Source organism: Micromonospora sp. Utrum1 (assembly GCF_057197805.1).
Genome location: NZ_CM170071.1, coordinates 4,754,486 through 4,779,618 on the forward strand (window position 1 = coordinate 4,754,486; position 25,133 = coordinate 4,779,618).

Annotated in this window: 26 protein-coding genes and 1 pseudogene; 25 read left to right on the forward strand and 2 right to left on the reverse strand. The window is 74.6% G+C overall.

Annotation, left to right across the window (positions count from 1 at the left end; all coding sequences use genetic code 11):
- Positions 1 to 48: 48 nt before the first annotated feature.
- From AC0OLQ_RS22370 to AC0OLQ_RS22435, 14 genes are all read left to right on the forward strand, one after another.
- Positions 49 to 828, forward strand: coding sequence for an FAD-dependent monooxygenase (locus tag AC0OLQ_RS22370; protein ID WP_484527864.1), 780 nt, complete (start codon positions 49 to 51; stop codon positions 826 to 828).
- A 224-nt stretch (positions 829 to 1,052) separates the two neighbouring features.
- Positions 1,053 to 1,835 carry an LppM family (lipo)protein gene (locus AC0OLQ_RS22375; RefSeq protein ID WP_484527865.1) on the forward strand — a complete coding sequence of 261 codons (783 nt, stop codon included), beginning with the start codon at positions 1,053 to 1,055 and terminating at the stop codon, positions 1,833 to 1,835.
- A 107-nt stretch (positions 1,836 to 1,942) separates the two neighbouring features.
- Entirely contained in the window at positions 1,943 to 2,287 is a 345-nt protein-coding gene (locus tag AC0OLQ_RS22380; RefSeq protein ID WP_484527866.1) for a hypothetical protein, read from the forward strand.
- A 14-nt stretch (positions 2,288 to 2,301) separates the two neighbouring features.
- A complete protein-coding gene (locus tag AC0OLQ_RS22385; RefSeq protein WP_484527867.1) occupies positions 2,302 to 2,910 on the forward strand; it encodes a glycine zipper family protein in 609 nt (202 codons plus the stop codon).
- On the forward strand, positions 2,907 to 3,587 hold the full coding sequence (locus tag AC0OLQ_RS22390; RefSeq protein ID WP_484527868.1) for a carboxypeptidase-like regulatory domain-containing protein: 681 nt from the start codon (positions 2,907 to 2,909) through the stop codon (positions 3,585 to 3,587). Before AC0OLQ_RS22385 ends, AC0OLQ_RS22390 begins: the two co-directional genes overlap by 4 nt.
- Positions 3,588 to 3,604: 17 nt before the next feature.
- Complete coding sequence (locus AC0OLQ_RS22395; protein ID WP_484527869.1) at positions 3,605 to 4,819, forward strand: phage tail sheath family protein; 1,215 nt, start codon at positions 3,605 to 3,607, stop codon at positions 4,817 to 4,819.
- Between the two features lies 1 nt (position 4,820).
- The gene (locus AC0OLQ_RS22400; RefSeq protein ID WP_484527870.1) at positions 4,821 to 5,303 is read left to right on the forward strand and encodes a phage tail protein; all 483 of its coding nucleotides are present in this window, start codon (positions 4,821 to 4,823) and stop codon (positions 5,301 to 5,303) included.
- Between the two features lie 1,351 nt (positions 5,304 to 6,654).
- On the forward strand, positions 6,655 to 6,978 hold the full coding sequence (locus AC0OLQ_RS22405; RefSeq protein ID WP_484527871.1) for a hypothetical protein: 324 nt from the start codon (positions 6,655 to 6,657) through the stop codon (positions 6,976 to 6,978).
- Positions 6,978 to 7,742, forward strand: coding sequence for a CIS tube protein (locus tag AC0OLQ_RS22410; protein ID WP_484527872.1), 765 nt, complete (start codon positions 6,978 to 6,980; stop codon positions 7,740 to 7,742). The genes AC0OLQ_RS22405 and AC0OLQ_RS22410 overlap by 1 nt, the downstream gene beginning before the upstream one ends.
- Entirely contained in the window at positions 7,739 to 9,310 is a 1,572-nt protein-coding gene (locus AC0OLQ_RS22415) for a phage baseplate assembly protein V (protein ID WP_484527873.1), read from the forward strand. Before AC0OLQ_RS22410 ends, AC0OLQ_RS22415 begins: the two co-directional genes overlap by 4 nt.
- Entirely contained in the window at positions 9,310 to 9,648 is a 339-nt protein-coding gene (locus AC0OLQ_RS22420) for a hypothetical protein (protein ID WP_484527874.1), read from the forward strand. The genes AC0OLQ_RS22415 and AC0OLQ_RS22420 overlap by 1 nt, the downstream gene beginning before the upstream one ends.
- Positions 9,645 to 10,082 carry a GPW/gp25 family protein gene (locus tag AC0OLQ_RS22425; protein ID WP_484527875.1) on the forward strand — a complete coding sequence of 146 codons (438 nt, stop codon included), beginning with the start codon at positions 9,645 to 9,647 and terminating at the stop codon, positions 10,080 to 10,082. The genes AC0OLQ_RS22420 and AC0OLQ_RS22425 overlap by 4 nt, the downstream gene beginning before the upstream one ends.
- Positions 10,079 to 12,691 carry a putative baseplate assembly protein gene (locus AC0OLQ_RS22430; RefSeq protein ID WP_484527876.1) on the forward strand — a complete coding sequence of 871 codons (2,613 nt, stop codon included), beginning with the start codon at positions 10,079 to 10,081 and terminating at the stop codon, positions 12,689 to 12,691. Before AC0OLQ_RS22425 ends, AC0OLQ_RS22430 begins: the two co-directional genes overlap by 4 nt.
- Positions 12,672 to 13,220: a phage tail protein gene (locus AC0OLQ_RS22435; RefSeq protein ID WP_484527877.1), complete on the forward strand. Its 549-nt coding sequence runs from the start codon at positions 12,672 to 12,674 to the stop codon at positions 13,218 to 13,220. The genes AC0OLQ_RS22430 and AC0OLQ_RS22435 overlap by 20 nt, the downstream gene beginning before the upstream one ends.
- Positions 13,221 to 13,234: 14 nt before the next feature.
- Here the strand turns inward: AC0OLQ_RS22435 and AC0OLQ_RS22440 are convergent, their stop codons facing one another.
- Positions 13,235 to 14,446 carry an RNA-guided endonuclease InsQ/TnpB family protein gene (locus AC0OLQ_RS22440; protein WP_484527878.1) on the reverse strand — a complete coding sequence of 404 codons (1,212 nt, stop codon included), beginning with the start codon at positions 14,444 to 14,446 and terminating at the stop codon, positions 13,235 to 13,237.
- Positions 14,447 to 14,557: 111 nt separating this feature from the next.
- On the opposite strand from AC0OLQ_RS22440, the gene AC0OLQ_RS22445 reads away from it, so the two are divergent.
- From AC0OLQ_RS22445 to AC0OLQ_RS22460, 4 genes are all read left to right on the forward strand, one after another.
- Positions 14,558 to 15,478 (forward strand): carbohydrate-binding protein, encoded by a 921-nt coding sequence (locus tag AC0OLQ_RS22445; protein WP_484527879.1) that lies wholly within the window; start codon positions 14,558 to 14,560, stop codon positions 15,476 to 15,478.
- A complete protein-coding gene (locus AC0OLQ_RS22450; protein ID WP_484527880.1) occupies positions 15,475 to 15,951 on the forward strand; it encodes a hypothetical protein in 477 nt (158 codons plus the stop codon). Before AC0OLQ_RS22445 ends, AC0OLQ_RS22450 begins: the two co-directional genes overlap by 4 nt.
- 48 nt (positions 15,952 to 15,999) lie before the next feature.
- On the forward strand, positions 16,000 to 16,770 hold the full coding sequence (locus tag AC0OLQ_RS22455) for a hypothetical protein (protein WP_484527881.1): 771 nt from the start codon (positions 16,000 to 16,002) through the stop codon (positions 16,768 to 16,770).
- An 84-nt stretch (positions 16,771 to 16,854) separates the two neighbouring features.
- A complete protein-coding gene (locus AC0OLQ_RS22460; RefSeq protein ID WP_484527882.1) occupies positions 16,855 to 17,862 on the forward strand; it encodes a LacI family DNA-binding transcriptional regulator in 1,008 nt (335 codons plus the stop codon).
- 12 nt (positions 17,863 to 17,874) lie between these two features.
- Here AC0OLQ_RS22460 and AC0OLQ_RS22465 read toward each other — a convergent pair.
- Positions 17,875 to 18,331: pseudogene (locus AC0OLQ_RS22465) on the reverse strand (LacI family DNA-binding transcriptional regulator); the annotation flags it as partial.
- 151 nt (positions 18,332 to 18,482) lie between these two features.
- Here AC0OLQ_RS22465 and AC0OLQ_RS22470 point away from each other — a divergent pair.
- From AC0OLQ_RS22470 to AC0OLQ_RS22500, 7 genes are all read left to right on the forward strand, one after another.
- The gene (locus AC0OLQ_RS22470) at positions 18,483 to 18,695 is read left to right on the forward strand and encodes a hypothetical protein (protein ID WP_484532528.1); all 213 of its coding nucleotides are present in this window, start codon (positions 18,483 to 18,485) and stop codon (positions 18,693 to 18,695) included.
- The gene (locus tag AC0OLQ_RS22475; protein ID WP_484527883.1) at positions 18,692 to 19,993 is read left to right on the forward strand and encodes an enolase C-terminal domain-like protein; all 1,302 of its coding nucleotides are present in this window, start codon (positions 18,692 to 18,694) and stop codon (positions 19,991 to 19,993) included. Before AC0OLQ_RS22470 ends, AC0OLQ_RS22475 begins: the two co-directional genes overlap by 4 nt.
- The gene (locus tag AC0OLQ_RS22480; RefSeq protein ID WP_484527884.1) at positions 19,984 to 21,474 is read left to right on the forward strand and encodes a mannitol dehydrogenase family protein; all 1,491 of its coding nucleotides are present in this window, start codon (positions 19,984 to 19,986) and stop codon (positions 21,472 to 21,474) included. Before AC0OLQ_RS22475 ends, AC0OLQ_RS22480 begins: the two co-directional genes overlap by 10 nt.
- A complete protein-coding gene (locus tag AC0OLQ_RS22485; RefSeq protein WP_484527885.1) occupies positions 21,471 to 22,688 on the forward strand; it encodes a Gfo/Idh/MocA family protein in 1,218 nt (405 codons plus the stop codon). The genes AC0OLQ_RS22480 and AC0OLQ_RS22485 overlap by 4 nt, the downstream gene beginning before the upstream one ends.
- A gap of 193 nt (positions 22,689 to 22,881) precedes the next feature.
- Positions 22,882 to 23,199: a hypothetical protein gene (locus AC0OLQ_RS22490; RefSeq protein ID WP_484527886.1), complete on the forward strand. Its 318-nt coding sequence runs from the start codon at positions 22,882 to 22,884 to the stop codon at positions 23,197 to 23,199.
- 71 nt (positions 23,200 to 23,270) lie between these two features.
- Positions 23,271 to 24,254, forward strand: a complete 984-nt coding sequence (locus tag AC0OLQ_RS22495; protein WP_484527887.1) for a 3-keto-alpha-glucoside-1,2-lyase-like domain-containing protein — start codon at positions 23,271 to 23,273, stop codon at positions 24,252 to 24,254.
- Positions 24,255 to 24,339: 85 nt separating this feature from the next.
- Positions 24,340 to 24,888: a pectate lyase family protein gene (locus AC0OLQ_RS22500; RefSeq protein ID WP_484532406.1), complete on the forward strand. Its 549-nt coding sequence runs from the start codon at positions 24,340 to 24,342 to the stop codon at positions 24,886 to 24,888.
- The last annotated feature ends 245 nt before the right edge of the window (positions 24,889 to 25,133 follow it).

Genomic DNA, 25,133 nt, shown 5'->3' on the forward strand with positions numbered 1-25,133 from the left:
CTGCTCCGCGCCGCCCTGCCGGCCTCGGCGCTGGTCACCGGGGCCGACGTGGTCGACGTCGACACGGACCTCCCCGCGGTGACGTACCGCCGGGACGGCGCGCCGACCACGCTGCGGGCGGACCTGGTGGTCGGGGCCGACGGGCTGCACAGCGTGCTGCGCCGGCGGCTCTGGCCGGACCTGCCGGCGCCGGCGTACTCCGGCTCGACGGCCTGGCGGGCGGCGATCCGCTGGCCCACGCCGGTGGCGACGGCGGTCACCTGGGGGCCGGGCCGCGAGTTCGGCACCGTCCCGCTCGGCGACGGCGGGCTCTACTGGTACGCGGCGGAGACGGCCCCGCCGGGCGGGCGCGAGCCGGACGAGCTGGCGGCCGTCCAGGCCCGCTTCGGCGGCTGGCACGACCCGATACCCGCGCTGCTGGCGGCCACCCCGCCGGAGGCGGTGCTCCGCACCGACCTGTTGCACCTGGTCACCCCGCTGCCGTCGTACGTGCGGGGCCGGGTGGCGCTGCTCGGCGACGCGGCGCACGCGATGACGCCGCACCTGGGGCAGGGCGCGGGGCAGGCCATCGAGGACGCCGTGGTGCTCGGCGCCGTCTGCGCCGGCGTGCCCGCCGACCTGGCCGGGGCGCTGGCCGCGTACGACCGCGAGCGGCGACCCCGCAGCCAGGCCGTCGCCCGGGCCTCCGCCCGGACCGCCCGGTACGGCCAGCAGCTGCGCCACCCGGCGGCGGTGGCCCTGCGCGACGGGGTGCTCCGGCTGACCCCGTCCCGGGCGGCGCTGCGCGGCATGGCCCGGTACGCCGACTGGCAGCCGCCGCCCGGCTGAGCCGCTCAGCCGGCGACGAGTTCGGCGTACTCCGGGGTGGCCACTCCTCCTGCCGAGCGCACCGTAGTGCCACCGACAAACGGGAAATGAACAACCCTCCAGAATATCGATCGTACGAGATTTCCGGGCTCGGCCGAATGGGAGAGCGGGCCGGTAAGATCGGCGACAGGCCTGTGACTGATCGCTGACTGCTGGACGTGATAGCGATCACACACACTGTGCCCATGAATACGAGACTCCGCCGCAGCCGGGCATTGCGCCTCGCGGTGTGTCTCGCCCTCGTGGCGGCACTGAGCGGCTGCATGCAGCTCAGCCTGGGGCTGACCGTGAACACCGACGACACGGTCACCGGCCAACTCCTGCTCACCGCCGAGAAGTCCCTGCTCAAACGGCGGAACCCGGACGTCGCGACGGCCTTCGCCGAGCTGCGGCAGAACATCCCCTCCCTCCCCGCCGGCGCCGAGAGCCGCTACGAGGACGCCAACTACTACGGCATTCAGATCGCGTACCGGAAAACGCCGTTGTCGCAATTCACCAGCGAGAGCGTGAATCTGGTCCGGGACGGCGATCTCTACCGCTTCTCGCTCCCTCTCGATCCGAAGAAATACGGCGGAAAGGTGGCCGAGCAGGATCCGCGGAACCAGCAGGCTTTCATGACCTTGATGTCGTTCGAGATCTCGGTGACCTTCCCCGGTCGGGTGCTGGACACCAACGGCACGATCAACGGCCGGTCGGTGAGCTGGAAGGTGGTCGCCAACCAGGCCAAGCCGGCCGAACTGCGTGCCGTGGCCGAGGCGCCGGCGGCACCTTCTGCCTCGGTCTCCTCGGCCGCCGCGGCGGCCGCCGGCGGCTCGTTCCCCTGGCTGCTGGTCGTCGGCGGGCTGGTCGTGCTGCTGCTGGTCGCCGTGGTCGTCGTCCTCCTGCTCCGCCGCCCACGCGGCCCGGTCGCCACCGCACCGGCCGCCCCCAGCCCCGCGCCCACACCCCCGGCCGACCGGCCGGCCTGACCCGGCGCGACGCCGCCACCCGGGCGGTACCCGGAGCCGCAGCAGCCGGGGCCGCCGCACCACCCCACCCCGATCGCACCACCGCACCGTCGAAAAGGGGGATCGCCGTGAACGATCTCTTCACCTGGGCCGCCCTGGGCAGCCTCACCGGCGCCAGCGCCGCCACCCTGCTCGCCACCAACGTCATCGGCGGCCTGCTCGGGCCGAGCGGCGACAAGGCGCGCAAGTGGATCGCGCTGGGCTTCGCGCTCGTGCTGTCGTACCTGACCGCGGCCTTCGCCACCGACGCCGGTCCGGAGAAGTGGATCATCGCGTTCTTCAACGGGCTGGTCATCTTCTCCGCCGCTCTCGGCATCAACCAACTGCCCCCGGGCAACCGGCAGGCGACGAACGCGTCGCCGACCCAGCTCGCCCAGGGCCGCGAGCCCCGCTACATCCGCTCCTGGGTCTGAGAGAGGTGACCCCCATGGTCCTCGGAATCATCAGCGCCGCCGTCCACATCGTCCTCGGCGCCGCGCTCGGCGGCGCGGCCGGCGGCACCATCGGCCTGCTGATCGGCGCGGTGGTCGGGCTGCTCGTCGGCGCCCCGTTCGGCTGGGCGGTCGCCGCGGCCGGCACGTACGGCCTCGACCCGAAGGGGATCTTCCTCTTCGTGGTCGACCACACCTGGAGCCTGCTCAACACCGTCGCCGGCGCGCTCTACCTGACCCTGCACCTGGTCTTCGGGCACCAGCTCGACCGGGTGGTCTCCCAGGCCAGCGGGCGGGTCAACGTGGTCGAGGGCGTCTCGCCCCGCTACGCCACCACCATCGGCACGGTCTGCGCCGGCTCCAGCCCCGGCATCCAACGGCACGAGGACGTGCACATCTTCCAGGCGCGGCTGCTCGGCCCGCTCTACCTGCCGTTGGTCGCGCTCAACTACGTGCTGTTCACCATCGCCCCGGTGTGGCTGCTCTGGCACGACCACGGCAACGCGCCGATCAACCGGTTCACCCGCTACTTCGAGATCGGCGTCTACCCGCACGTCTGGAACGAGGCCATCGCGTACCGGATCCAGGGGACCCCGCCGCGATGACCGGCGCGATCGAGGCGGCCGTCGCGGACCTCGCGGCCTGGCTGACCGGGGCGGCGGGTGACCCCGTCCCGGTCGGCCCGCCCTGCGACGACCCCGACGGCGGCCTCACCCTCTGGCCGCTGGAGCTGCGGCCCGCCCGGCAGACCGCCGGCAGCGGCGGGGCGCGGGAGCCGTACCGGTTCGTGGTCCGGTTGCTGGTCAGCGGCGGCGGGCCGGCGGCGCTGCCGGCGCTGGACCGGGTGCTCGCCGCCGCCACCGCGGCCGGCCAGCCGGAGGTGGTGCTGGCCGCCGGCGACCCGGAGCTCTGGCGGGCCCTCGGCGTGGCGCCCCGGCCCGCGCTGCTGCTCGACGTGCCGGCGCGGATCGACCGGCCGGTGCCGGCCGCGCCGCCGGTGCGGCAGCCGCTGCGGCTGCGGCAGCTCGACATGCGCACCCTCGCCGGCCGGGTGGTCGGGCCGGAGCGCCAGCCGCTCGCCGCCATGCGGGTCGAAGTGGTCGGCACCGCCCAGGCCACCGAGACCGACGCCGCCGGCCGGTTCCGGCTGGTCGGCGTCCCGCACGACCCCGACGCCCCGGACCGGCCGGTGCGGATCCGTCTGGTCGGCCGGGGCCGCACCCACACCGCCGAGCTCGACCCCGCCGACACCGACCCCGTCGTCGTCTGCGCCCCCGACTGACTCCTCGAGGAGGACCGATGCCCACCTACTTCTCCCCCGGCATCTACGTCGAGGAGGTGCCCAGCGGCGCCCGCCCGATCGGCCCGGTCGGCACGAGCACCGCCGCCTTCGTCGGCCTCGCGCCGAACCGCACCGCCCACGTCGACCAGGCGATCGCCGTGAACAGCTGGTCGGAGTTCCTCCGCCTCTACGCCGACGGCGAGCACCTGGAGAGCACCCCGCTGGCCCGCGCGGTCTTCGGCTTCCTCGACAACGGCGGCACCCGCTGCTGGGTGGTCAACGTCGGCGAGGGCGGCCAGCTCACCGGCACCGGCGGGAAACGCCGCGGCCTGCAACTGCTGGAGGCCATCGACGAGATCTCCATCCTGGCCGCGCCCGGCTACCACGACCCGGTCTCAACCGAGGCGCTGATCAGCATGGCCGAGCGTCTGCGCACCATGGTCGCCATCTGCGACCCGCCGCCCGAGGTGGAGGACATCTCCCGGCTCACCCGGGTCGCCACGCCGCCCAGGTCGTCCGGAAAGCCCGCCGAGGGTACGCCGAAGCCGGACGACGACGGGCCCGGCGGCGACCGGCCCCGGCAGTCGGACTTCGCCACCTTCTACTTCCCGTGGATCCGGGTCCGCGACCCGCTCAGCGGCGAGCTCGTGCTCACCCCGCCGAGCGGGCACGTGGCCGGCATCTGGGCCCGCACCGACGCGCTGCGCGGGGTGCACAAGGCGCCGGCCAACGAGCCGGTGCGCGGCGCAGTCGACCTGGCGTACCTGGTCACCCGCCCCGAGCACGACGTGCTCAACCCCAAGGGCGTCAACGTGATCCGCTTCTTCGCCGGCGAGGGCATCCGGCTCTGGGGCGCCCGTACGCTCGCCGCCGAGGCCAGCGAATGGCGTTATCTGAACGTACGGCGGCTCTCCATCGCCATCGAGCAGGCCATCGCCAACGGCACCCGCTGGATGGTGTTCGAGCCGAACGACTACACCCTGTGGCGCTCGATCCGGCGGGACATCGGCGCGTTCCTCACCCGGGTCTGGCGCGACGGCGCGCTGCTCGGCCGGACACCCGAGGAGGCGTTCTTCGTCAAGTGCGACGAGGAGACCAACCCGGCCGACGTGCGCGACGCCGGGATGGTGGTGGCGCACATCGGCATCGCGGTGGTCAAGCCCGCGGAGTTCGTGGTGTTCAAGCTGAGCCAGTGGGCCGGCGGCACCGAGACCGAGACGATCGGAGGCTGACATGCCCACCACGGCCACCCCGCAGCCGGGCGCGCCCGTCGACCCCTACCGGGCGTACCACTTCAAGCTGCTCATCAACGGCATCACCAACGGGCACTTCACCGAGGTCAGCGGCTTCGAGGTGGCGATACCGTCGCTGGCGTACCGGGAGGCCGGCAACGAGCGGATCCGGGCGGTCCCCGGCCAGGTCGAGTACGGCCCCGTCACCCTCCACTTCGGCCTGACCGCGTCGCGCGAGCTGTGGGACTGGGTGAACGCGGCGGCGAAGGGCACGGTGAACCGGCGCAACGTCTCGGTGGTGCTGCTCGACCCGGCCGGCACCGCCGAGGTGCTGCGGTGGAACATGATCAACGCGTGGCCGACGCGGTGGCGGGGTGCCCACCTGAACACCCTGTCGCAGGAGATCGCCATCGAGGCGCTGACCCTGGCGTACGAGGGGCTGGAACTGGAGTCCGGCAGTGCCGCCGCCCCGACGACCGCGTGACTGGCTGGCCCGCGCCCTGCGGACCACCGCCGACCGCCTCACCACCCCGCACCCGGCTGGTCGCCATGACGGGGTGCGGGACGGGTGGCCGCAGCCGCACGGCCTGCCCGCCGAACCGGCACCGCGCCGCCCCGGCGAACCCCCCGAGCACTGGCTCCGCCTGGTCGCCACCCACGCCCCCGGCCTCCTCCACGACCTCCCCCACCGTGCGCCCGTCCTTCCCTTCCCTGTTGATCAAGAAGTTTGCGTCGGATTCGACGCCTTCGCCGACGCAAACCTCTTGATCGACGAGGAGAGGGCGAATGGACGGGGTGGAGTTGAGGGCGGTGGTTGGCGGTCCGGGGTCTGGGAGCGGGACGGGGGTGTGCTGGGGCTGCCGCTGCGGCCGTCGGTGCCGGCGGAGCGCGGGTGGGCCGGTGCGGCGAGCGGGTTCTCCGGGGCGAGGGTCGGCGGGGCAGCGGGAGGCTTCGCCCGGTGGCGCGGGAGCTTCCGGGCCTGGCTCGGTTTCGGCCGAGCCGGGACCGCCATTTCCGACGGACGTGCCGAGTCCGTTGGGGGTGCCGGCCGCCGCGCAGCTTGGTCGGGTGGCGACGGCGGCCGGGGCGGCTTCACGCCGAGCGACAGCGAAGTCCGGCACCGGCTGCTCGACCTCCACGGAGGATCGGCCGCACCCGACCCCACAGCGCACGGACCGCTGGTCGGCCCACCGGGTGCCTCGTCGGCTGATGACGCCGGCCGTAGTGGCTGGTCGGACGACGCAGTCGTCCCCCGCAGGTCCTCGTCCCGGCAGGCCGCACGGGCGCACTGGTCGGCGGGCGAGGCCGGCGGGTCACCGGGATGGTCAGCCGGCCAGATCGGCGCCCCGCCGGGATCATCGCCCCGCGCGATCGGCGCCCAACCGGGCTCTTCGCCCCGCCAGACCGCCCCACCGGGATCATCGCCCCACGCGATCGGTGCTCAACCGGGCTCATCGCCAGGCCAGACCGCCGCCCCACCGGGATCATCGCCCCGCCAGACCCGCGGCCCCCGGGGATCGTCGCCCGGCGCCCTGTCGACAATGTCGCCCCACGGGGCCGGCGCCCCATCCGGATGGTTGGCCGGCAGGCCCGGACTGCGCGGCGCGTGGCCCGACGGCAGCCCGTCGGGATGGGGCACCGTCGCGGGCCACGGGGCGGAGGCGGGACCGAATGGCCCTACCGCCCGAATCTCCCGGGCACCCGACGCCGGTCCCCCGGCACCCACAGGCCCGCTCGCCGGCCCGGTCACGAACCCCGTCCGGTCCGGACGGCCCGCCGGCGCACCGGGGACCGGCACCGCCGGAGCGGCGGCGTCCCGGGCCGACGACCTTCGGGTGCACCTGTCGCCGCTGGGACGACAACAGACGCACCCGAACCGGGTCGCGCCCGCAGCGGCGAGCGGAAACGGCACGGCGGAACGACCGACGCGAGAACGGACCGCTGCGGCGGCCGGTCCCTGGCCGGCGCTGCCACCGGAGGCCGACGACGCCGCGCAGTGGCGGGCGCTGCCGCAGGCGGCCGGCGAACAGGCCGCGGGCGTGGCGCAACGGGACCCGTGGCCGGCGCTGCCCGACGACCGGGGGCTGTGGGGGCCGGCAATTACGGCGGGCGACGCCGACCGGCTGGCCCGGCTCGACCGGGAACAGGCGGGTGACTGATGGAACGTGTCGCCTTCCTCGTGGACGAGTCCGGCACCCGGGTGGACTGCCTGCTCAACCCGGAGACCGTGCAGGTCACCCGGTTGGCCGGGGTCCGCCCCCGGGGCGCCCCGGACGGGCAGCTCACCGGGGTCGGTCTCGCCGACGACCCGCTGGTCTTCACCGGCGGCGGGCGTACCGAGCTGGTGCTGGACCTGCTCTTCGACACCGACTTCGTGGAGTCCCAGGTACGCCCCGAGGACGTCCGCGCGCTCACCCGTCCACTCTGGATGCTGGCGGAGAACTCCGCCGTCGAGCACGGCTGGCTGCGCCCCCCGCTGGTGCGCCTGGTCTGGGGCAAGACCTGGAACGTGCCCGGCGTGATCGTGGCGATCGCGGAACGCTTCGACGCGTTCAGCCTCACCGGCACCCCGCGCCGCTCCTGGCTGCGGCTCAAGCTGGTCCGGGTGGCCGAGAGCGCCGAGGTGGCCCGGGCGGGCTTCGAGGAGGAACTAGCCGCGGCGAGCACCCCGACCGTGCCGCCCGGGTCGGCGGTGGTCGCCGCGGCGGACGGGGCGGCCGAGCCCGGCTGGTCCGGGGTCCGCTTCGACCTGCTCGCCCACGACGCGCTCGGCTCGCCGCTGCGCTGGCGGCTGCTCGCCGAGCACAACCGGATCAGCGACCCGCTGACCGTGCCGGCCGGCACCGCCCTGGCCGTGCCGACCAACGCCACCACCGCGCCGCCGCCTTCCGACGGCCCGACCCGGACGGGAGGTGCGCCGTGATCCGCGCCGCCGCCGTGACGATCGACGGCACCCCGCTCGCCGAGCCCCGCCGGCTGCGCGGTGTCCGGGTCGCCGCCCGCCTGGACCAGCCGACCCAGTGCGAACTGACCCTGGCCACCGCGCCGGGCGCCGCCGCCCTCGACCCCCCGGTACGCCCCGGCGCCGCCCTCGAACTGCGCGTGGACGGCCAGCCCGACGCCCTGTTCACCGGCGAGGTGACCGCCGTCGAGGTGGACTACGCCGGCGACGGCGCGGCGCTGCTGCGGGTCCGGGCGTACGACGCGCTGCACCGGCTGCGCAAGCGGCAGGAGCTGCGGGTGTTCGAGTCGGTGACCGCCGCCGAGCTGGCCGGGGCGCTCTGCGCCGACGTGGGACTCACGGTCGATGCCGACACGGACGGGCCGCGCCTGGACCGGCTGCTCCAGCACCGGCACACCGACCTGGAGCTGCTTCGCGAGGTGGCCGGCCGGGCCGGGCTGCACCTGGCCGTGGAGGGTGACCGGCTGCGCCTGCTGACCCTCGACGGCCATGGCGACCCGGTCCCGCTCACCCTCGGCGGGAGCGTGCACGCGCTGCGGATCACGGAGAACCTGGACCGGGCCGGCGGCGGGTGCGCCGCGCTGGGCTGGCACCCGCAGCGCGCCGAGCCGCTGCGCCAGCAGGCCGACGAGGCGCGTTCCGGGCGGCGCATCCCGCTGCGACCGGACCCGGGCGAGGTGGGCGCGGACGGGCTGCGCACGGCCGTCGACCAGCCCGGCCGCAGCGACGACGAGCTGGCCGCCCTGGCCCAGGCCGGGCTGGACGCCCGGGTCGCCGCGCTGGTCACCGCGGAGGGCACGGCCGAGGGTGACCCGGCGCTGCGGCCCGGCCGGCGGATCGCCCTGGCCGGCGTTCCCGACCCGGTCGCCGGGGTGTACGTGCTCACCGAGGTGGTGCACACGCTCGACGCCAACGGGCACCTGACCCGCTTCTCCACCGTCCCGCCCGCGCCGCCGCCGGCTGCCGCGCCGGTCGCCGCCACGGTCACCCTCGGCACGGTCACCGACGTCGACGACCCGGACGGGCTGGGCCGGGCCCGGGTGACCCTGCCCGCCTACGGGGACCTGGACGCCGGCTGGCTCGCCGTGCTCTGCCCGGGCGCGGGGCGGGGCAAGGGCATCGTGGCGCTGCCCGACCCGGAGGACACGGTGCTGGTGGCGCTGCCCGGCGGCGAGCCGGCCTCGGGCGTCGTGCTCGGCTCGCTGTTCGGCGCGGTCGAGCCGTACGACGCGGGGATCGTGTCCGGGCGGTCCCGGCGCTGGTCGATGCGGACCGGCACCGGCCAGTCGATCGTCATCGACGACGACGGGCGCGCCCTGCGGCTGGCCACCGACGGCGGCAGCTTCGTCGAGCTGCGCCCCGAACTGACCACCGTGCACGCGGCCGGCGACCTGGTGCTCTCCGCGCCCGGCCGGGCCATGGTGGTGCGCGCCCGCACCGTCGACTTCCTGCACGCGGAGGCGGCCGAGGACGCCGAGACCGCCGCCGCCCAGGCCCGTACCCTCGTCCGCGCCCACGGAGGTGGCTGATGCGCTGGATCCACCGCGACTCGCTGATCACCTGCGACCACGACGGCCGGGTGGCCAACCGTCCCTCCCAGCGGTGGGTGACCGTTGGGGGCGTGCCGGTGCTGGTCGAGGCCGACCCGGAAGGGCGGGACATCACCGCCTGCCCGAACTACGGGCCGACCATCAAGCCCTGCGCAAAGACGCTGCGGGTGACCGTCGGCTACAGCGCCTGGCTGCGGGTGGACGGCCACCGGGTGGTGCTGTCGAACCTGGACGGGCTGACCGACGGCACACCGCCCGGGCTGGTCCACCACACCGTCCGCGACCCGCGGCAGACCTTCCTGGGGGCGGACGCATGAGGGCCTTCCGCTTCGTCGGCGCCGGCTTCGACGCGGGTCGCACCGGCGGTCTGGCGCTGACCGCCGCCGGCGGCCTGGCCATGACCGACGGCGACGAGACGGTACGTCAGGCGCTGTTCCTGCTGCTGTCCACCACGCCGGGCGAGCGGCTGATGCGCCCCGGGTACGGCTCCCGGCTGCACCGGCTGGTCTTCGCGCCCAACGACGACACCACCGCCGGCCTCGCCATCCACTACGTCCGGCAGGCGATCCGGCGCTGGGAGCCCCGGGTCGAGGTGCTCGACGTGGACGCCGGGCCGGACCCGGACGATCCGTGGCGGCTGGTGATCCGGCTGGACTACCGGGTGCGGGCGAGCCTCTCCCCCGGCCAACTGGTCTTCTCCGTCGACCTGCTGCCCGTCGACGACGAACCCGGCGAGGAGGCGACCGCATGACGCTGCCGGTGCCGCACCTGGACGACCGCGCCTTCCTCGACCTGGTCACCGAGGCGCGGGAACGGATCCACCGGTCGTGTCCGGACTGGACGGACCTCTCCGCGCACGACCCGGGGATGGCGCTGCTGGAGGCGTTCGCCTACCTCACCGAGGTGATGATCTACCGGCTGAACCAGTTGCCGGAGAAGGCGTACGTGGCCTTCCTCAACCTGCTCGGGGTGACCCGGCACCCGCCGGCCGCCGCCTGGGCGGACGTCCGCTTCACCCGGACCGGCCCGGACCGTGGCGCGGTCCGCGTCCCGGCCGGCACCCGGGTGGCCGCGGCCCGCGGCGCGGATCCTCGACCGGTCGTCTTCGTGACCACCGAGCCGGCCGTGCTGCCCGCCGGGGAGACCGAGGTGACGGTACGCGTGCACCACTGCGAGCCGGTCGACGCGGAGCTGCTGGGCACCGGCACGGGCCAGGCCGGGCAGGTGTTCCGGGCGGCCCGCGCGCCGCTGGCCCGGACCACCGAGGCGCTGGACCTGCTGCTCGGGGTGGAGGTGCCGACCGGGTCGGTGGAGCTGGGCGCGGCCGCCCGGGAGCACGAGGGCCGCACGTACGAGATCTGGCGGCCGGTGGACAGCTTCGCCGGCGTCGGCCCCCAGGCCAAGGTCTACCTGGTCGACCGGGCCTCCGGGGTGGTCACCTTCGCCCCGGCGCTGGACCTGCGGCCGGCGGACGGGGCCGGGCCGGGTGTCGAGGGGGCGCCCGGCCCGGTGGCGGCCGTGCCGCCGGCGGGCCGGCAGGTCCGGCTCTGGTACCGCTGCGGCGGCGGGCCGGCCGGGAACGTGGCGGCCGGGACGCTGACCAGCCTGCGCGACCCGCTGCCCGGGCTGCGGGTGGACAACCCGGTGCCGGCCGCCGGTGGCCGGGACCTGGAGTCGCTGGAGTCGGCCCTGGCCCGCGGCCCGTACGAGTTCTTCGCCCAGCAGCGCGCGGTGACCGCCCGGGACTACGAGATCCTCGCGGCCGGCTCCGGGGCGGTGGCCCGGGCCCGGGCGTTCACCCGGGCGGCGGTCTACAGCTTCGCCCGCCCCGGCGAGGTCGAGGTGGTGCTGGTGCCGTACGTGCCGGAGCAGGCCCGCCCGGGCGGCCGCCTGCCGGTGGCGGTGCTGCGCGAGCACGAGGTCGAGGAGGCCCGCCGCCGGGTGGAGGCCGACCTGGAGCGGCGCCGGGCGCTCGGCACGGCGGTGCGGGCCGGCTGGGCGCGCTACAAGGCGGTCTCCATCCGGGCCCGGGTGGTGGTCCGCCGCGAGGAGGACGTGGACGCGGTCCGCCGGCGCATCCACGACCGGCTGCACCAGACGCTGAGCCCGCTGCCCACCCCGCTCAACCCGGCCGGGTGGGCGTTCGGGGAGCCGCTGCGGGCCTCCAATGTGTACCGGATGCTGGAGCACGCCGAGCCGGGTGTGCGCTACGTCGAGTCGGTCCGGTTCGTGGTCGACGAGGCGCCGGACGCCCAGGTCCGGGCGGTGGCCGTCGACCAGTACCAGCCGGGCACCTGGTACGCCGGGCGCGGCCCGGTGCTGTTCCGCTCCACCAACTCGGGAGCGGGCTGGGAGCCGGCCGGCCGGTTCGACGGCGAGAGCGTGGTCCGGGTGGTGCCCGCCCCGGCCCCGGTCCGCCCCGGCGTGGTGCCCCGGGCGGGTTCGGTGGCCGTGGTGACCGCGCGCGACGCCGGCGGCTCCCGGGTCCGGTTGAGCACCGACCTCGGCGAGACCTGGACGCTGCTCACCGACCTCGACTCCGGCGTGCGCGACCTGGCCTGGATCGACCGGGACGGCGCCGGGGCGCTGCTGCTGGCCACCGACGCCGGCCTGTACGAGGTGTCCCTGCTGCCGGGCGCGGTGCCGTTGCAGATCCTGGTCGACCCGGCCGACGCCGACCGCGGCTTCTACGCGGTGCGGTCGTTCGTCTCCGAGCGGGGCGCGCCCGGGGTGGCGGTGGCCGCGCAGGCCGGCTTCGGGGTCTACCTGTCCACCGCCGCCGGCCGCCCCGGCACCTTCGGCCACGTCGGCCTCGCCAACGTGGACAACCGGGTGCTCGCCGTGCAGTACGACGGCCCGGCCACCCTGCTGTGGAGCGGCGCCGGCGAGCCGGACCCGAAGAAGCCCGGGCAGGGCTGCCACCGCACCCGGCTGTTCGAGTCCGACGTGAAGTGGCAGTCGATGGCGAGCGGCTGGATCGGCGGCACCTGCCGGGACCTGGCGTTCAGCGGCACCCTGGCGCTGGCCGCCACGCAGAGCGGCGGGGTGGTCCGCCTGGACACCCTGGCCGCACAGCCGCAGTGGCAGCCGGTGATGGTCAACTGCGGGCTGCCGCTGCGGGACCGGACCCGGTTCGTCCCGGTCGACGCGATCGCCGCCACCGCCCCCGCCGGTGACGCCGCCCGGCTGATCCTGGCCGGCGGCGAGCGCGGCGTGTACCGCAGCGGCGACGCGGAGGACTGGACGGCCAGCGCCAACCAGGCCACCGCCGACGTGGTCACCGTCCCCGGCACCTGGCTGCTCTGCTCCGGCGAGCACGACATCGAGGTGGTGCGGCAGGATGCGCCGAACGGCGATTGAGCGGCTGCTGCCGGCCGCCTACCAGCGGGCCGCCGGCCCGGGCAGCGTGCTGGGCGCGCTGCTGGACGTCATGGAGGCGCTGCACGCCCCGGACGAGGCGGTGCTCGCCGACGTCGACGCGCTGTTCGCGCCGTACCGGACGCCGGACGGGTTCGTGGCCTACCTGACCCGGTGGGTCGCCATGGACCACGTGGTCGCCACGCCCCGCGCGGACGCGCCGCTGCCGCTGCCGGTCGGGCGGCTGCGGGACCTGGTCGCGCACGGCGCGCTGCTGGCCCGGTGGCGGGGCACACCGTACGGAATGCGCACCGCGCTGGAACTGGCCACCGGAGTCACCGGGTTCGAGCTGGAGGAGCCGGCCGACCGGCCGTTCCACGTGGTGGTCCGGGTGCCGCCGGCCGCCGCCGACCGGCTCGCCCTCGTCACCCGCATCGTCGAGGCGGAGAAGCCCGCCGCGGTCATCGTCGAGGTCACCACCGACCCGGCCCCCGCATCCCAGGACCACCAGCCGTCAGAGGAGCCGTCTTGACTTCCTCCTCATGCCTAAAGGCGGGGGATTCCCTGGGTCGCCCCAGGGGTTTCCTGCTTCACCGGCGACTGCCTCGTCCGGGCGTGCGTCCGTTGAGGTCTTACACCGCCTCCACAGGCAGAGACCGAAAGCCCTTCGGCCTTGATGTTGAGGGCCGCGTTGACGTCGCGGTCGTGGATGGCACCACAGCGGCATGTCCAGTTCCGTACGGTGAGCGGCATCTTCTCGGCGAGCGCGCCGCAGGCGGAGCACAACCTCGACGACGGGAACCAGCGATCAATCGTGATCAGGTTCCGGCCGTGCCAGTCGGCCTTGTACTCCAGCATGGTGCGGAACTGCCGCCAGGCCGCGTCGCTGATGGCGCGGGCCAGGCTGTGGTTGCGGAGCATGTTTCGCACGGTCAGGTCCTCGATCACGATCGTTTGGTTCTCACGAACGAGCCGAGTTGTCAGCTTGTGCAGGTGGTCCCGTCTGCGGTCGGTGATTCGGGCGTGGACGCGGGCGACCTTGACCCGGGCCTTGGCCCGGTTCGCGGAGCCCTTCTCCTTCCTTGCCAGGTTGCGCTGGGCGCGGGCGAGAGCGGCCCGGTCGCGGCGTTCGTGCTTCGGGTTGGTGATCTTCTCCCCGGTGGAAACGGTGAGCAGGCTGTCCAGGCCGGCGTCGATGCCGATAGCGGCGTTGACGGCTGGGGTGGGCTGGATCACGTCGTCGCAGAGCAGGGACACGAACCAGCGTCCGGCCGCGTCCTGCGAGACGGTCACCGTGGACGGCGACGCGCCGTCGGGCAGCGGCCGCGACCACACGATGTGCAGGGGTGCGGTCATCTTCGCCAGGGTCAGCCGACCATCGCGCCAGCGGAACGCGCTGGTGGTGTACTCCGCCGAGCGGCGGGACTTCTTCTTGCTCTTGAACGTCGGGTGCTTCGCCCGTTTGGCGAAGAAGTTGGTGAACGCGCCTTGCAGATGCCGCAGCGCCTGCTGCAACGGCACGGAGGAGACGTCGTTGAGGAACGCCAGTTCCTCAGTCTTCTTCCAACCGGTGAGCAGCGCGGACGTGGCGTTGTAGTTGACCCGCTCCTGGCGCCGCGTCCACGCCTCGGCGCGAGCCTGCAACGCCATGTTGTAGACCAGCCGGACGCACCCGAACGTCCGGGCAAGCTCACCGGCCTGCTCCGGGGTCGGGTAGAAGCGGTACTTGAACGCCCGCTTCACCGTCCCCGCGGTCATGCCTCACAACCTAGCAGGCCATCTTTTGAACACCGGGGCGACGTGCCGGCCGGCCGTGGCCCTCGTTTCCTCCCCACGGCTAAAGCCCGGGGTCTCCACGAAGGAGTTTCGATGACCACCGAATGGGCCGTCGTCGCCGCCGCCGAGCAGTTCACCCTGGACCCCCGCAACTGCGGCGAGCTGACCTTCACCGTCTCCAACCCGGGCGAGGCGCCGGACACCGTGGTCTTCGACGTCGCGCCCGGCGAGGGCAGCCAGCGCGGCTGGTTCACCGTGGCCGAGCCGCAGCGGGTGGTGCCCGGGCAGGGCTCGGTGTCGTTCCTGGTCCGGCTCGCCGTGCCGCCCGGCACCCCGCCCCGGCGCTACGACATGACCGGGTTCGCATACTCGGCGAACACCGCGCCCGAGGAGAGTTCCCGGTCCAGCGGCCGGGTGACGTACGACGTGCGGGCGGTCGTACCCCCGAAGCGCGCGCCGTGGCCGTGGCTCGCGGCCGCGGCGGCGCTGCTGCTCGTGGTGGCCGGGGTGGTGGCCTGGCTGGTGACCCGCGGCGGGGACCCGCCGCCCCCGCCGCGGGCCCAGGTGGTCACCGTGGAAGCGGAGAGCCTGGTCTCCGGCGCGACGGTGCAGTCGACCACCGCGGCGGCCGCGCAGGTGGAGTCTCAGCCGAACTGCTGCGAGGTGGTGTGGTCCGGCGACGCCCAGCTCTTCTTCCAGGGACGGGCCGTGGGCGACCGGGTGACCGTCCCGGTGGACCTGCCCGCCGACGGCACCTGGCGCCTGTCCACCGTGCGCACCACCTCGTTCGACTACGCGAACACCATCTGGCTGGTGGACGGCCGGCAGGTCGGCGACACCTTCTTCGGCTTCACCCCGACGGTGGTGCGCACCGACTTCGTGGAGGTGGGCACCGTGGAGCTGGCCCGGGGCCCGCACAAGCTGACCCTGGTGGCGGTGAGCCGGACGCAGGGCACCGACCGGTACTTCGCCGGGGTCGACCAGATCCGGTTCACCCAGCTCCTCGCGCCGTGAGCGGGCGGCAGAAGGTGCTGCTGGCGGCCCTCGCCGGGCTGCTCGTGGTGCTCTACGTGGTGGCGGTGGGCGGCGGCCGGCACGACCGGGGCGACCCCGCCGCCGGGCCCGGCTGGCTGGCCCGGTTCGGCGGGGACGCCGGCACGGTGGACCCGGCCACGGTGACCGTGGCGTGCCTGCCGCCCGCCACCGAGCCGAGCCCCTCTCCCGACGGGGTGGTGGTCGGCTTCGGCATCGCCTGCCGGCTGCGGGTGGCCGACCCCGGCGGCCTGCGCAGCCTGGTGCTGCGCAGCGGGGCGCCGTTCGTGGTGAGCGCACCGGCGCCGGGCGACGCCGACGTCACGGTCACCGACGAGGTGGCACCCGGCGACGACGGCACGGCGGTCGCGAAGGTGGCGGTGGACGGGGAGACCGAGGTCGCCCTGCGGTGCCCGGGAGGTGGCGGATGCGTGGTCACCGTCGCCCGGTCCTGAGCGGCCCCGGGCCGAACCGGCCGGCACCGGCCGGTGGGGAGGTACGCCATGGGTGAGCTGCGCAAACCCTTCCTGCTGCTGGCGCTGCTCGCCATCGGGCTGGTGGTGGGGCTGGAGTTGGGGGCGGCGGCGCTCACCGGCGGCGGAGACGCCGGCGGCGCGCTGCGGGACAGCGCCGGGCAGCTCGGCGTCGACCTGGGCGACGTCGGCACGGTGACCGAGCCGTCCGGCCGGGGCACCGGCCACCTGGCGCTCATCGACGTGGTGGCGCTCTGGACCACCGGGCTGTTCTGCCTGAGCCTCGTGGTGCCGGAGCGGGTCCAGGGCCGGGTGCAGGGGGTGGCCACCCTGGTCTTCTCGATCCTGCTGCTGCTCGCCTCACTGGTCCTGCTGATCGTCGCCTTCGTCGAGCTGACCGTGATGGTCTCGCTGTTCCTGGCCGCGCCGTTCGGCACGCTGGCGTACCTGGCGGTGTGGGGGTTCTTCCCGGTCGGCGACGCGGCCGTGCTGCTCGGCCTGGTGCTGCTGCTCAAGCTGGTGTGGGCGGCGCTGCTGCTGCTCGCTCAGCCGCGCTTCCTGCAGAACAAGGGCCTCGTGCTGCTTGCGCTGACCACGTTGCTGTGCACGGTGGTGCTGGAGTTCCTGCACCAGTTGGTGCCGGGCATCCTGGTCAGCATCACCGACGACCTGGGCGCGGTGGTGTTCGCCGTGGTGGCGCTGATCTGGGCGCTGGTCCTGCTGATCGGCTCGATCCCCGCCATCGTCAAGGCCGTCCGCACGACCGCGACCACCTCCCGCCCCACCGCGCGCGCCCGGTGAGCGCCGCCTCCGCCGATCAGGGCAGGGCTTTCCCGGCGGTGCTGCGGTAGCCTCTCGGCCACCGGGGTGTGCGAGGGGGTGCGCATGGCGACGTTGGCCGATGTCGCCCGCCGGGCGGGCGTCTCCCCCGCGACCGCGTCGCGGGTCATCAACGGCAGCAGCAAGCCGGTCGCCGACGAGCTGCGCGAGCGGGTGCTGAAGGCCGTCGCCGAGCTGCGGTACGTGCCGAACGCGCACGCCCAGCTGCTGGCCCGGCCGCAGCGCAGCGTGGTCGGCGTGCTGGTGCACGACGTCTCCGACCCGTACTTCGCCGAGGTGACCCGAGGGCTGCAACGGGTCGCCACCGAGCGGGGCCGGCTCGTCATCATCTGCAACAGCTACCGCGACCCGGAGCGGGAGGTGGAGTACGTCGACCTGCTCCGCGCCCAGCAGGTCGCCGCCATCGTGCTGGCCGGCTCCGGCTACCACGACCCCACGGTCAACGCCCTGCTCGACGAGCGGCTCGCCGCATACGCGGCCACCGGCGGGCGGGTCGCGGTGATCGGCCGGCACCGCCACCGGGGCGACGCCGTGCTGCCGGCCAACGAGGAGGGCGCCCGCCTGCTCGGCGCGGAGCTGCGCCGGCTCGGTCACCGGGCCGTCGGCGTGCTGGCCGGCCCGCGCGCCCTCACCACCACGAGCGACCGGCTCACCGGGCTCGCCGCCGGCCTGGGCGAGCCGCTGCCGGAGGCGCGACTCCGGTACGCGGACTTCACCCGCGACGGCGGGTCCCGGGTCGCGGCCGAGCTGCTGGACGCCACGCCGGGGCTGACCGCGATCGTGGCGATGAACGACTCGATGGCCGTCGGCGCGCTGAACCTGCTGCGCGCCCGCGGCGTGCGGGTGCCCGCGGAGGTCTCCGTGGTCGGCTTCGACGACATGCCGATCGCCGCCGACGTGACCCCGGCGCTGACCACGATCCGGCTGCCGCTGGCCGAGCTGGGCGCCCGCGCCATGACCCTGGCCCTGGACGCGCCCGGCGGCCACGAGCGGGTGGAGACCCTCCCCGCCGTACTGGTCCACCGGGACAGCCTCGGCCCGGCCCCGGCCTGACCGGCCTCAGCCGGTCAGCTCGGCGCCCCCGGCCCGGACGGCGGTTCCGGCCGCCCGGCGGATCTCCCGGTTGGTCCACGAGCCGCGCGGGACGCCGAGCAGCGCGATCCGCCGATGGCCCAGGCCGAGCAGGTGCTCAATGGCCAACCGGGCTCCCTGGCCGACGTCCATCATCACGCAGGGCAGGCCGGCGACCTGGCGGTTTATCACCACCACCGGAGCCTCCCGGCTGAGCTGCTCGATCAGGCTGACGGGTTGGCGATGCCGGAGACGATCAGGCCGATGTTGTGGGTACGGCCGGCGATCAGAGCGCTGGCGGCCCGGTTCGGCCGGTAGCAGAGGTCCTCCGCGCAGGCCAGCACCCGGACCCGGATCTCGGGGTTGACCAGGACGGGGCCGAGAACGCGCGGGACACGGTGGAGACGTGCACGCCCGAGGCCCGCGCGACGTCCCGGATGGTGGCTGGCACGGCGGGCTTCCTCGTCCAGTGTGGTGGCGGTCACTCGGGTGCCGCCATTTGATGCAAACGGTTGTTCCGGTGTCAACGTCGTCATGGCTCGATTGCGGAACCGCTCCCAGCACCCCCATTTTCGCCATCAAAGCGGATCTAAGTAACGGGTTTGCCATCGATCGTTGACGCGGTATTCCTCGGCGTGGTTTCTTCGCTGCAAACCTTTGCAGCTCTCCGGGGAGGCCGACGCATTCTCGACACCGGCTTCCTCGCCCGCCTCGTCGCCGAGCACCGGTTGCCCGCCGACGAGGCCGCCGAGACCATCGTGGACCTGGCCTACCGGCTGCCGAAGCGGATCTTCAAGTTCGGGGAGGACTCATGACCCCCATCACCGACGTCCAGGTGCACGACGTGCGGTTTCCCACGGCCGCCAGCGGTGACGGCTCGGACGCGATCAACCGGGGCGATTACTCGGCCACCTACGTCGAGCTGACCACCGACGGCGGCCCCACGGGCGCCGGGTTCACCTTCACCAACGGCCGGGGCAACGAGATCACCTGCGCGGCCGTGCGGGCCCTGGCCCACCACGTCCGCGGCCGGACCGTCGCGGAGATCGCCGCCGAGCCGGTGGCGTTCTGGCGCTCGCTCACCGCCGACGTGCAGCTGCGCTGGCTCGGCCCGGAGAAGGGCGTCATCCACATGGCGACCGGCGCGCTGGTCAACGCCGTCTGGGACCTGCGCGCCAAGCTGGCCGGCAAGCCGCTGTGGCGGTACCTCGCCGAGCTGCCCACCGACGACCTCGTGGCCACCGTCGACTTCCACCACATCACCGATGCGCTCACCCCCGACGAGGCCGCGGCCATCCTCGACAAGGGACTCGACGGGCTCGCCGACCGCCGCGCCGAACTGGAGCGGGACGGTTTCCCCTCGTACACCACCTCGGTCGGCTGGCTCGGCTACCCCGACGACAAGGTGCGGGCGCTGACCCGCGCCGCGTACGCCGAGGGCTGGCGGGCGATGAAGATGAAGGTCGGCGGCCCGCTCGACGACGACCTGCGCCGGGCCCGGGCCATCCGCGCCGAGATCGGCCCGGACGCGCTGCTCATGATGGACGCCAACCAGGTCTGGGACGTCGACCAGGCGATCACCGCGATGACCGCGCTGGCCGAGGTCGACCCGTACTGGATCGAGGAGCCGACGCACGCCGACGACGTGCTCGGCCACGCCCGGATCGCCCGCGCCGTCACCGAGCTGACCGGCGGGCGGTGCCGGGTCGCGACCGGCGAGGTGGCCGCCAACCGGGTGATCTTCAAGCAGCTGCTCCAGGCCGAGGCGATCGGCGTCATGCAGGTCGACGCCTGCCGGGTCGGCGGGGTCGACGAGGTCCTCGCCGAACTGCTCATGGCGGCCAAGTTCGGCGTGCCGGTCTGCCCGCACGCCGGCGGCGTCGGCCTCTGCGAGTACGTCCAGCACCTGACGATCTTCGACTACCTCCGGGTCGGCGCCAGCCTCGACGGCCGGATGGTGGAGTACGTCTACCACCTGCACGAACACTTCGTCGACCCGGTCCGCACCCGCGGCGGGCGCTACCTGCTGCCCACCGCCCCCGGCTACAGCAGCACCATGAAACCGGCCTCCATCGCCGAGTTCCGCTTCCCGGACGGCCCGGCGTGGCGCTGACCCTCGGCACCGAGCGGCTCGGCCTGGCCACCCTGCGGCGGTTGCCCGTCGAGTGCCGACCGCTGCTGCGCCCCGGCACCGTGCCGGCCGGCATCCTCCACCTCGGACTCGGCGCGTTCCACCGCGCCCACCAGGCCGTCTACACCGAGGCGGCGGTCGGCGCGGCCGGCGGGGACTGGGGCATCGTCGGGGTCGCCCCGCGCAGCGCCGCCGTGGTCGACGCGCTCGCCGCGCAGGACGCCCTGTTCAGCGTCACCACCCTCGCCGCCGAGGGCGCGGCCACCCGGGTGGTCGGCGCCCTGGCCGGGGTATGCCACGCGGCCGGCGACCCGGCCGCCGTCGTACGTCTGCTCGCCGACCCGGCGATCCGGGTGGTGACGCTGACCGTGACCGAGAAGGCCTACCAGCTCGACCCGGTCACCGGCGAGCTGCGCGCCGATCCGGACCTCCTGGCCGACCTCACCACCGACCGGGCCCCACGGACCGTGCCGGGGCTGCTGGTCCGCGGGCTGCTCGCCCGGGCCGCCGCCGACGCCGGCCCGATCGCCCTGGTGAGCTGCGACAACCTGCCGGCCAACGGCCGCCAGCTGCGCGGCCTGGTGACCCAGGCGCTCACGCTGGCCCGGGTGCCCGACGGGCCGGCCGGCTGGATCGAGCGGCAGGTCAGCTTCCCCAGCACCATGGTCGACCGGATCGTGCCGGCCTCCACCCCGGAGACCCTGGACACCGCCTTCCGGGCGCTCGGGGTGATCGACCTGGCGGCGGTGGCCGCCGAGCCGTACGCCCAGTGGGTGGTCGAGGACGACTTCCCCGCCGGGCGGCCGGCCTGGGAGCGGGCCGGGGCGGTGCTCACCGGCGACGCCGGCCCATGGGAGCGGCTGAAGCTGCGCACCCTCAACGGGGTGCACTCGGCGGCGGCCTACCTCGGCGCCCTGGCCGGCGCGGAGACCGTCGCCGAGACCCTGGCGCTGCCGCAGCTGGACACCGTGCTGCGCCGGCTGGTCGCCGAGGACGTGACGGCCAGCTTCACCCCGCCGCCCGGCGTCTCCGTGCCGGCCTACGGTGAGGAGGTGCTCGCCCGGTTCACCAACCCGGCGATCCGGCACCGCACCCTCCAGATCGCCATGGACGGCTCGCAGAAGCTCCCCCAGCGGGTGCTGCACACCATCGCCGACCTGCGCGCCGCCGGCCGGCCGGCCCGCTGGGCCGCCCTGGTGGTCGCCGCCTGGCTGCGCTTCCTGCTCGGGTACGCCGACGACGGCCGCCCGCTGCCGCTGGACGACCCGCTCGCCGACCGGATCCGCGCCGCCCTCGCCGCCGCCCCGGGCACCCCGGCCGAGGTGGTCGACGCGCTCTTCGCCCTGCGCGAGGTCTTCCCCGCCGACCTGGCCGCCGACGAAGAGGTCCGGGCCGACGTGACCGGCTGGCTGACCGACCTGGAGCGGCACGGCGTCCGGGCCACCCTGGCCGGTGCGGCATGACCGGCCCGGGCGCAGCGCGACGCGGCGAGGCCGGGGCGCACCCGCCCACGGTCGCGCTGATCGGCGCCAACGGGCACGGGCGCTGGCACCGGCGGGCCATCGCCCCGCTGCACGCCGCCGGCCGGGCGCGCCTGGTCGGCCTGGTCGACGTCCGCCCCCTGGAGGACGAGCCGGCCGCCCCGGTCCCGCCCGAGGCCCGGACCTTCACCGACCACCGGGCCATGCTCGCCGCCGTCGAACCCGACGTGGTGGTGATCTGCACCCCGCCGCACACCCACCTGCCGATCGCCCTCGACGCCCTCGACGCCGGGGCGGACCTGCTGCTGGAGAAGCCGCCGGTGCTCGACCTGGCCGAACACCGGCGGCTCGCCGACGCGGCGAACGCGGCCGGCCGGGCCGTGCAGGTCGGCTTCCAGGCGCTCGGCTCGGCGGCCCTGGCCGAGCTGACCGCCGCGCTGGCCGCCGGCCGGCTCGGCACGGTCACCGCCGTCGCCACCGTGGCGGCCTGGCAGCGATCCGACGCCTACTACGCCCGCTCCCCCTGGGCCGGCCGGCGGATCCTCGACGGCCGGCCCGCGCTCGACGGGGCCCTGGCGAACCCGCTGGCGCACGCCGTGATGCAGTGCCTCGCCGTCGCCGAGGCCGTGAGCGGCACGCCGGTCCGGCCGGCGCGGATCGAGGTGGAGCGCTACCGGGTGCGGCCCATCGAGGTGGACGACACCGCCGTGCTGCGGGTGACGCCGCGGACCGGACCGCCGGTGCTGGCCGCGGTCACCCTGGCCGGCGAGGGGTACATTGCCGGCGAGGTGCACGTCACCGGCGACCGGGGCCGGGCCGTGCTGGAGTACCCGACCGACCGGCTCCGGCTGCCCGGCGACCCCGCGCTGCGCGAGGTGCCCGGCCGGCGGGACCTGCTGGAGAACCTGCTCGACCACCGGTCGACCGGCGCTCCGCTGATCGCGCCCCTGGCGCGGACCGCGCCGTTCACGGCGGTCGTGGCGGCGCTGCGGGACGCGCCGGAGCCGACCCTGCTCGGCGGCGGGCTGGTCCGCACCGAGGGCGACGGGCCGGAGCGGATGCGGGTGATCCGGGGCGTCGACGCGGTGCTGCGCCGGGCCGCCGAATCCGGGGCGCTGCCGTCGGAGTCGGGGGTGCCGTGGGCGGTGCCGCCGTACCGGATCGAGCTGCCGGACGGGGAGGCGCCGCAACGGTAGTGCAAACCCCGGCAGGGCCGGGTCCAGGCGATCCGGACAGAAGCCCGCCTATCCCGATCGGAACCGACCGGGCAATACCGTTTGCATTGCTCCATTGCAACAAACCTGCACACAATACGCATTGACTCATATAAAAGAACGTCTTTACCGTCGCAGATATCGGCCACCAAAAGCTGACAGGACGGTAAGAGTCATGCGTAGAACAGCAGCGGGCGCCGCGCTCCTCGCCGCCGCGCTCGCGGTCACCGGCGCCGCCCCCGCGCCGGCCGCCCCGACCGACCCGGCCCTGTCCCGGCCGGCCCGGGACCTCGGCCGCCAGGCGCTCCCCGCGAACGACGGCTGGGCCGCCGAGGGCGCCGGCACCACCGGCGGCGCGGCCGCCGCCCCCGACCGGATCCGGGTGGTACGCACCCGGGCCGAACTGGTCGACGCGCTCGGCGGCGACAACGCCACCAACGCCGCCGACGCCACCCCGAAGATCGTTCGCCGCGCCGGCCGGCTGACCCTCTGATCCCCAGGGCCGCGCCCGTCCCCCACGCGGCGCCCGGCCATCCCACCCCCCACCCACCTGGAGGAAGCACCGTGCGACTCCGACCCCACCACCGAGGAGCGCTGGCCGCGGCCGGCGCCGGCCTCACCGCCCTGCTGCTCGCCGTCGCCATGACCGGCAACGCCGCGGCGGCGACCCTGTTCGGCGACACCTTCGACGACGGCAACGCCGACGGCTGGTCCAAGTCCGGCGGCGACTGGACGGTGGTCACCGACGGCTCACCGGCCTACCGGCAGGGCAACAACGCCAGCGAACTGGCCCGCGCCTTCGCCGGCCAGACCGGCTGGACCGACTACCAGGTCCAGGCCCGGGTCAAGCCGCTGCCGTTCAACGGTGCCAACCGGCTGGTCGGCCTGGCGTCCCGCTCCACCAGCTCGACGAAGATGTACCGGCTGGCGCTGACCAACGCCAACCGGGCCGAGCTGCAGATGGTCAACGGCAGCCAGCTCACCGTCCTCGGGTCCGCCGCGCTGACCGTCGCCATCGGCACCTGGTACACCCTGCGGATCGAGGCCAGCGGCAGCACCATCAAGGGCTTCGTCAACGGCACCCAGATCGCCGCCGGCACCGACACCGCGTACGCGGCCGGCCGGATCGTGCTGGTCACCGCGTACGCCGGCGCGGTCTTCGACGACGTCACCGTGGACGGCGCCGGCGGCACCCCGACCACGCCGCCGACCACCTCCTCCCCCACGACGTCGCCGACCACCTCGCCGACCACGCCGCCGCCCACCGACCCGCCGCCCACCACGGGGCTGGTCGGCTGGGCCACCCAGAACGGCGGCACCACCGGCGGGGCCGGCGGCGGCACGGTGACCGTGAGCGACCAAGCGGCGCTGGCCGACGCGGTCGAGGGCGACGTGGCGACCACCGTCCGGGTGAACGGGACCTTCACCTGCTCGACCGAGATCCGGGTCGGCTCGAACAAGACCGTCATCGGGGTCGGCGCCGGCTCCGGGTTGACCGGCTGCGGCCTCAACCTGCGCGACGCCCACAACATCGCGTCCGCAACCTGAGGATCGCCGAGGTACGCGCCGGCGTCGGCAACGGCGACGCCACCACCTGGACAACTCCACCAACGTCTGGATCGACCACAACGACCTGTCCAGCGACACCACCAGCGGCACCGACTACTACGACGGGCTGCTCGACGTGACCCACGGGTCGAACTTCGTCACCGTCTCCTGGAACCGGCTGCACGACCATGTCAAGTGCTCGCTGGTCGGGCACAGCGACAGCAACTCCGGCGAGGACACCGGCCGGCTGAAGGTGACCTACCACCACAACGCGTTCAGCAACTGCTTCCAGCGCAACCCGCGGGTCCGCTTCGGCAACCCGGTGCACGTGTTCAACAACTACTACGTGAACACCGCCAACCCGTCGTACAGCTACGGCATCGCCACGACCTGCGGGGCCGGCGTGCTGGTCGAGGGGAACTCGTTCGAGAACATGACCGACCCGACGCACGTGGGCGAGGGCTCCTCGCCGGCCGGCAACCTGGTCGAGCGGAACAACCTCTACGTCAACTCGGGCGCGCCGCAGACCGCCGGCAGCGTGGCCTCGATCCCGTACGCGTACACCCTCGACGCCGCCAGCACGGTGAAGGCCACGGTGACCGCCGAGGCCGGCACCGGGAAGATCAGCGGCTGACCCCACACCCCTCGCCGGGCCGGCGCTCCCTCCTCGGGGGCGCCGGCCCCGGCCGATAATCGCGTTGCCGGTCCGGGCGGATCCTGTCACCATCGCTTTCATGATCGAGAGAAAGGGCGTGACCGCCCTCGCGCGATGAGCGCGCGCAACCGGCAGCGGGCCCGACGCCGCGCCGGAATCAACCGGAATCTGACCGATCAGCTCGACCACTGGTACCGGGCGGCGGAGCTCCGCGACGACTGGCT

Bases quoted from the DNA above. Each gene is read 5' to 3' on its own strand.
- AC0OLQ_RS22375 (WP_484527865.1), top strand. From the start codon at position 1,053: ATGAATACGAGACTCCGCCGCAGCCGGGCATTGCGCCTCGCGGTGTGT.
- AC0OLQ_RS22385 (WP_484527867.1), top strand. From the start codon at position 2,302: ATGGTCCTCGGAATCATCAGCGCCGCCGTCCACATCGTCCTCGGCGCC.
- AC0OLQ_RS22390 (WP_484527868.1), top strand. From the start codon at position 2,907: ATGACCGGCGCGATCGAGGCGGCCGTCGCGGACCTCGCGGCCTGGCTG.
- AC0OLQ_RS22395 (WP_484527869.1), top strand. From the start codon at position 3,605: ATGCCCACCTACTTCTCCCCCGGCATCTACGTCGAGGAGGTGCCCAGC.
- AC0OLQ_RS22400 (WP_484527870.1), top strand. From the start codon at position 4,821: ATGCCCACCACGGCCACCCCGCAGCCGGGCGCGCCCGTCGACCCCTAC.
- AC0OLQ_RS22410 (WP_484527872.1), top strand. From the start codon at position 6,978: ATGGAACGTGTCGCCTTCCTCGTGGACGAGTCCGGCACCCGGGTGGAC.
- AC0OLQ_RS22420 (WP_484527874.1), top strand. From the start codon at position 9,310: ATGCGCTGGATCCACCGCGACTCGCTGATCACCTGCGACCACGACGGC.
- AC0OLQ_RS22425 (WP_484527875.1), top strand. From the start codon at position 9,645: ATGAGGGCCTTCCGCTTCGTCGGCGCCGGCTTCGACGCGGGTCGCACC.
- AC0OLQ_RS22430 (WP_484527876.1), top strand. From the start codon at position 10,079: ATGACGCTGCCGGTGCCGCACCTGGACGACCGCGCCTTCCTCGACCTG.
- AC0OLQ_RS22435 (WP_484527877.1), top strand. From the start codon at position 12,672: ATGCGCCGAACGGCGATTGAGCGGCTGCTGCCGGCCGCCTACCAGCGG.
- AC0OLQ_RS22440 (WP_484527878.1), bottom strand. From the start codon at position 14,446: ATGACCGCGGGGACGGTGAAGCGGGCGTTCAAGTACCGCTTCTACCCG.
- AC0OLQ_RS22445 (WP_484527879.1), top strand. From the start codon at position 14,558: ATGACCACCGAATGGGCCGTCGTCGCCGCCGCCGAGCAGTTCACCCTG.
- AC0OLQ_RS22455 (WP_484527881.1), top strand. From the start codon at position 16,000: ATGGGTGAGCTGCGCAAACCCTTCCTGCTGCTGGCGCTGCTCGCCATC.
- AC0OLQ_RS22460 (WP_484527882.1), top strand. From the start codon at position 16,855: ATGGCGACGTTGGCCGATGTCGCCCGCCGGGCGGGCGTCTCCCCCGCG.
- AC0OLQ_RS22475 (WP_484527883.1), top strand. From the start codon at position 18,692: ATGACCCCCATCACCGACGTCCAGGTGCACGACGTGCGGTTTCCCACG.
- AC0OLQ_RS22485 (WP_484527885.1), top strand. From the start codon at position 21,471: ATGACCGGCCCGGGCGCAGCGCGACGCGGCGAGGCCGGGGCGCACCCG.
- AC0OLQ_RS22490 (WP_484527886.1), top strand. From the start codon at position 22,882: ATGCGTAGAACAGCAGCGGGCGCCGCGCTCCTCGCCGCCGCGCTCGCG.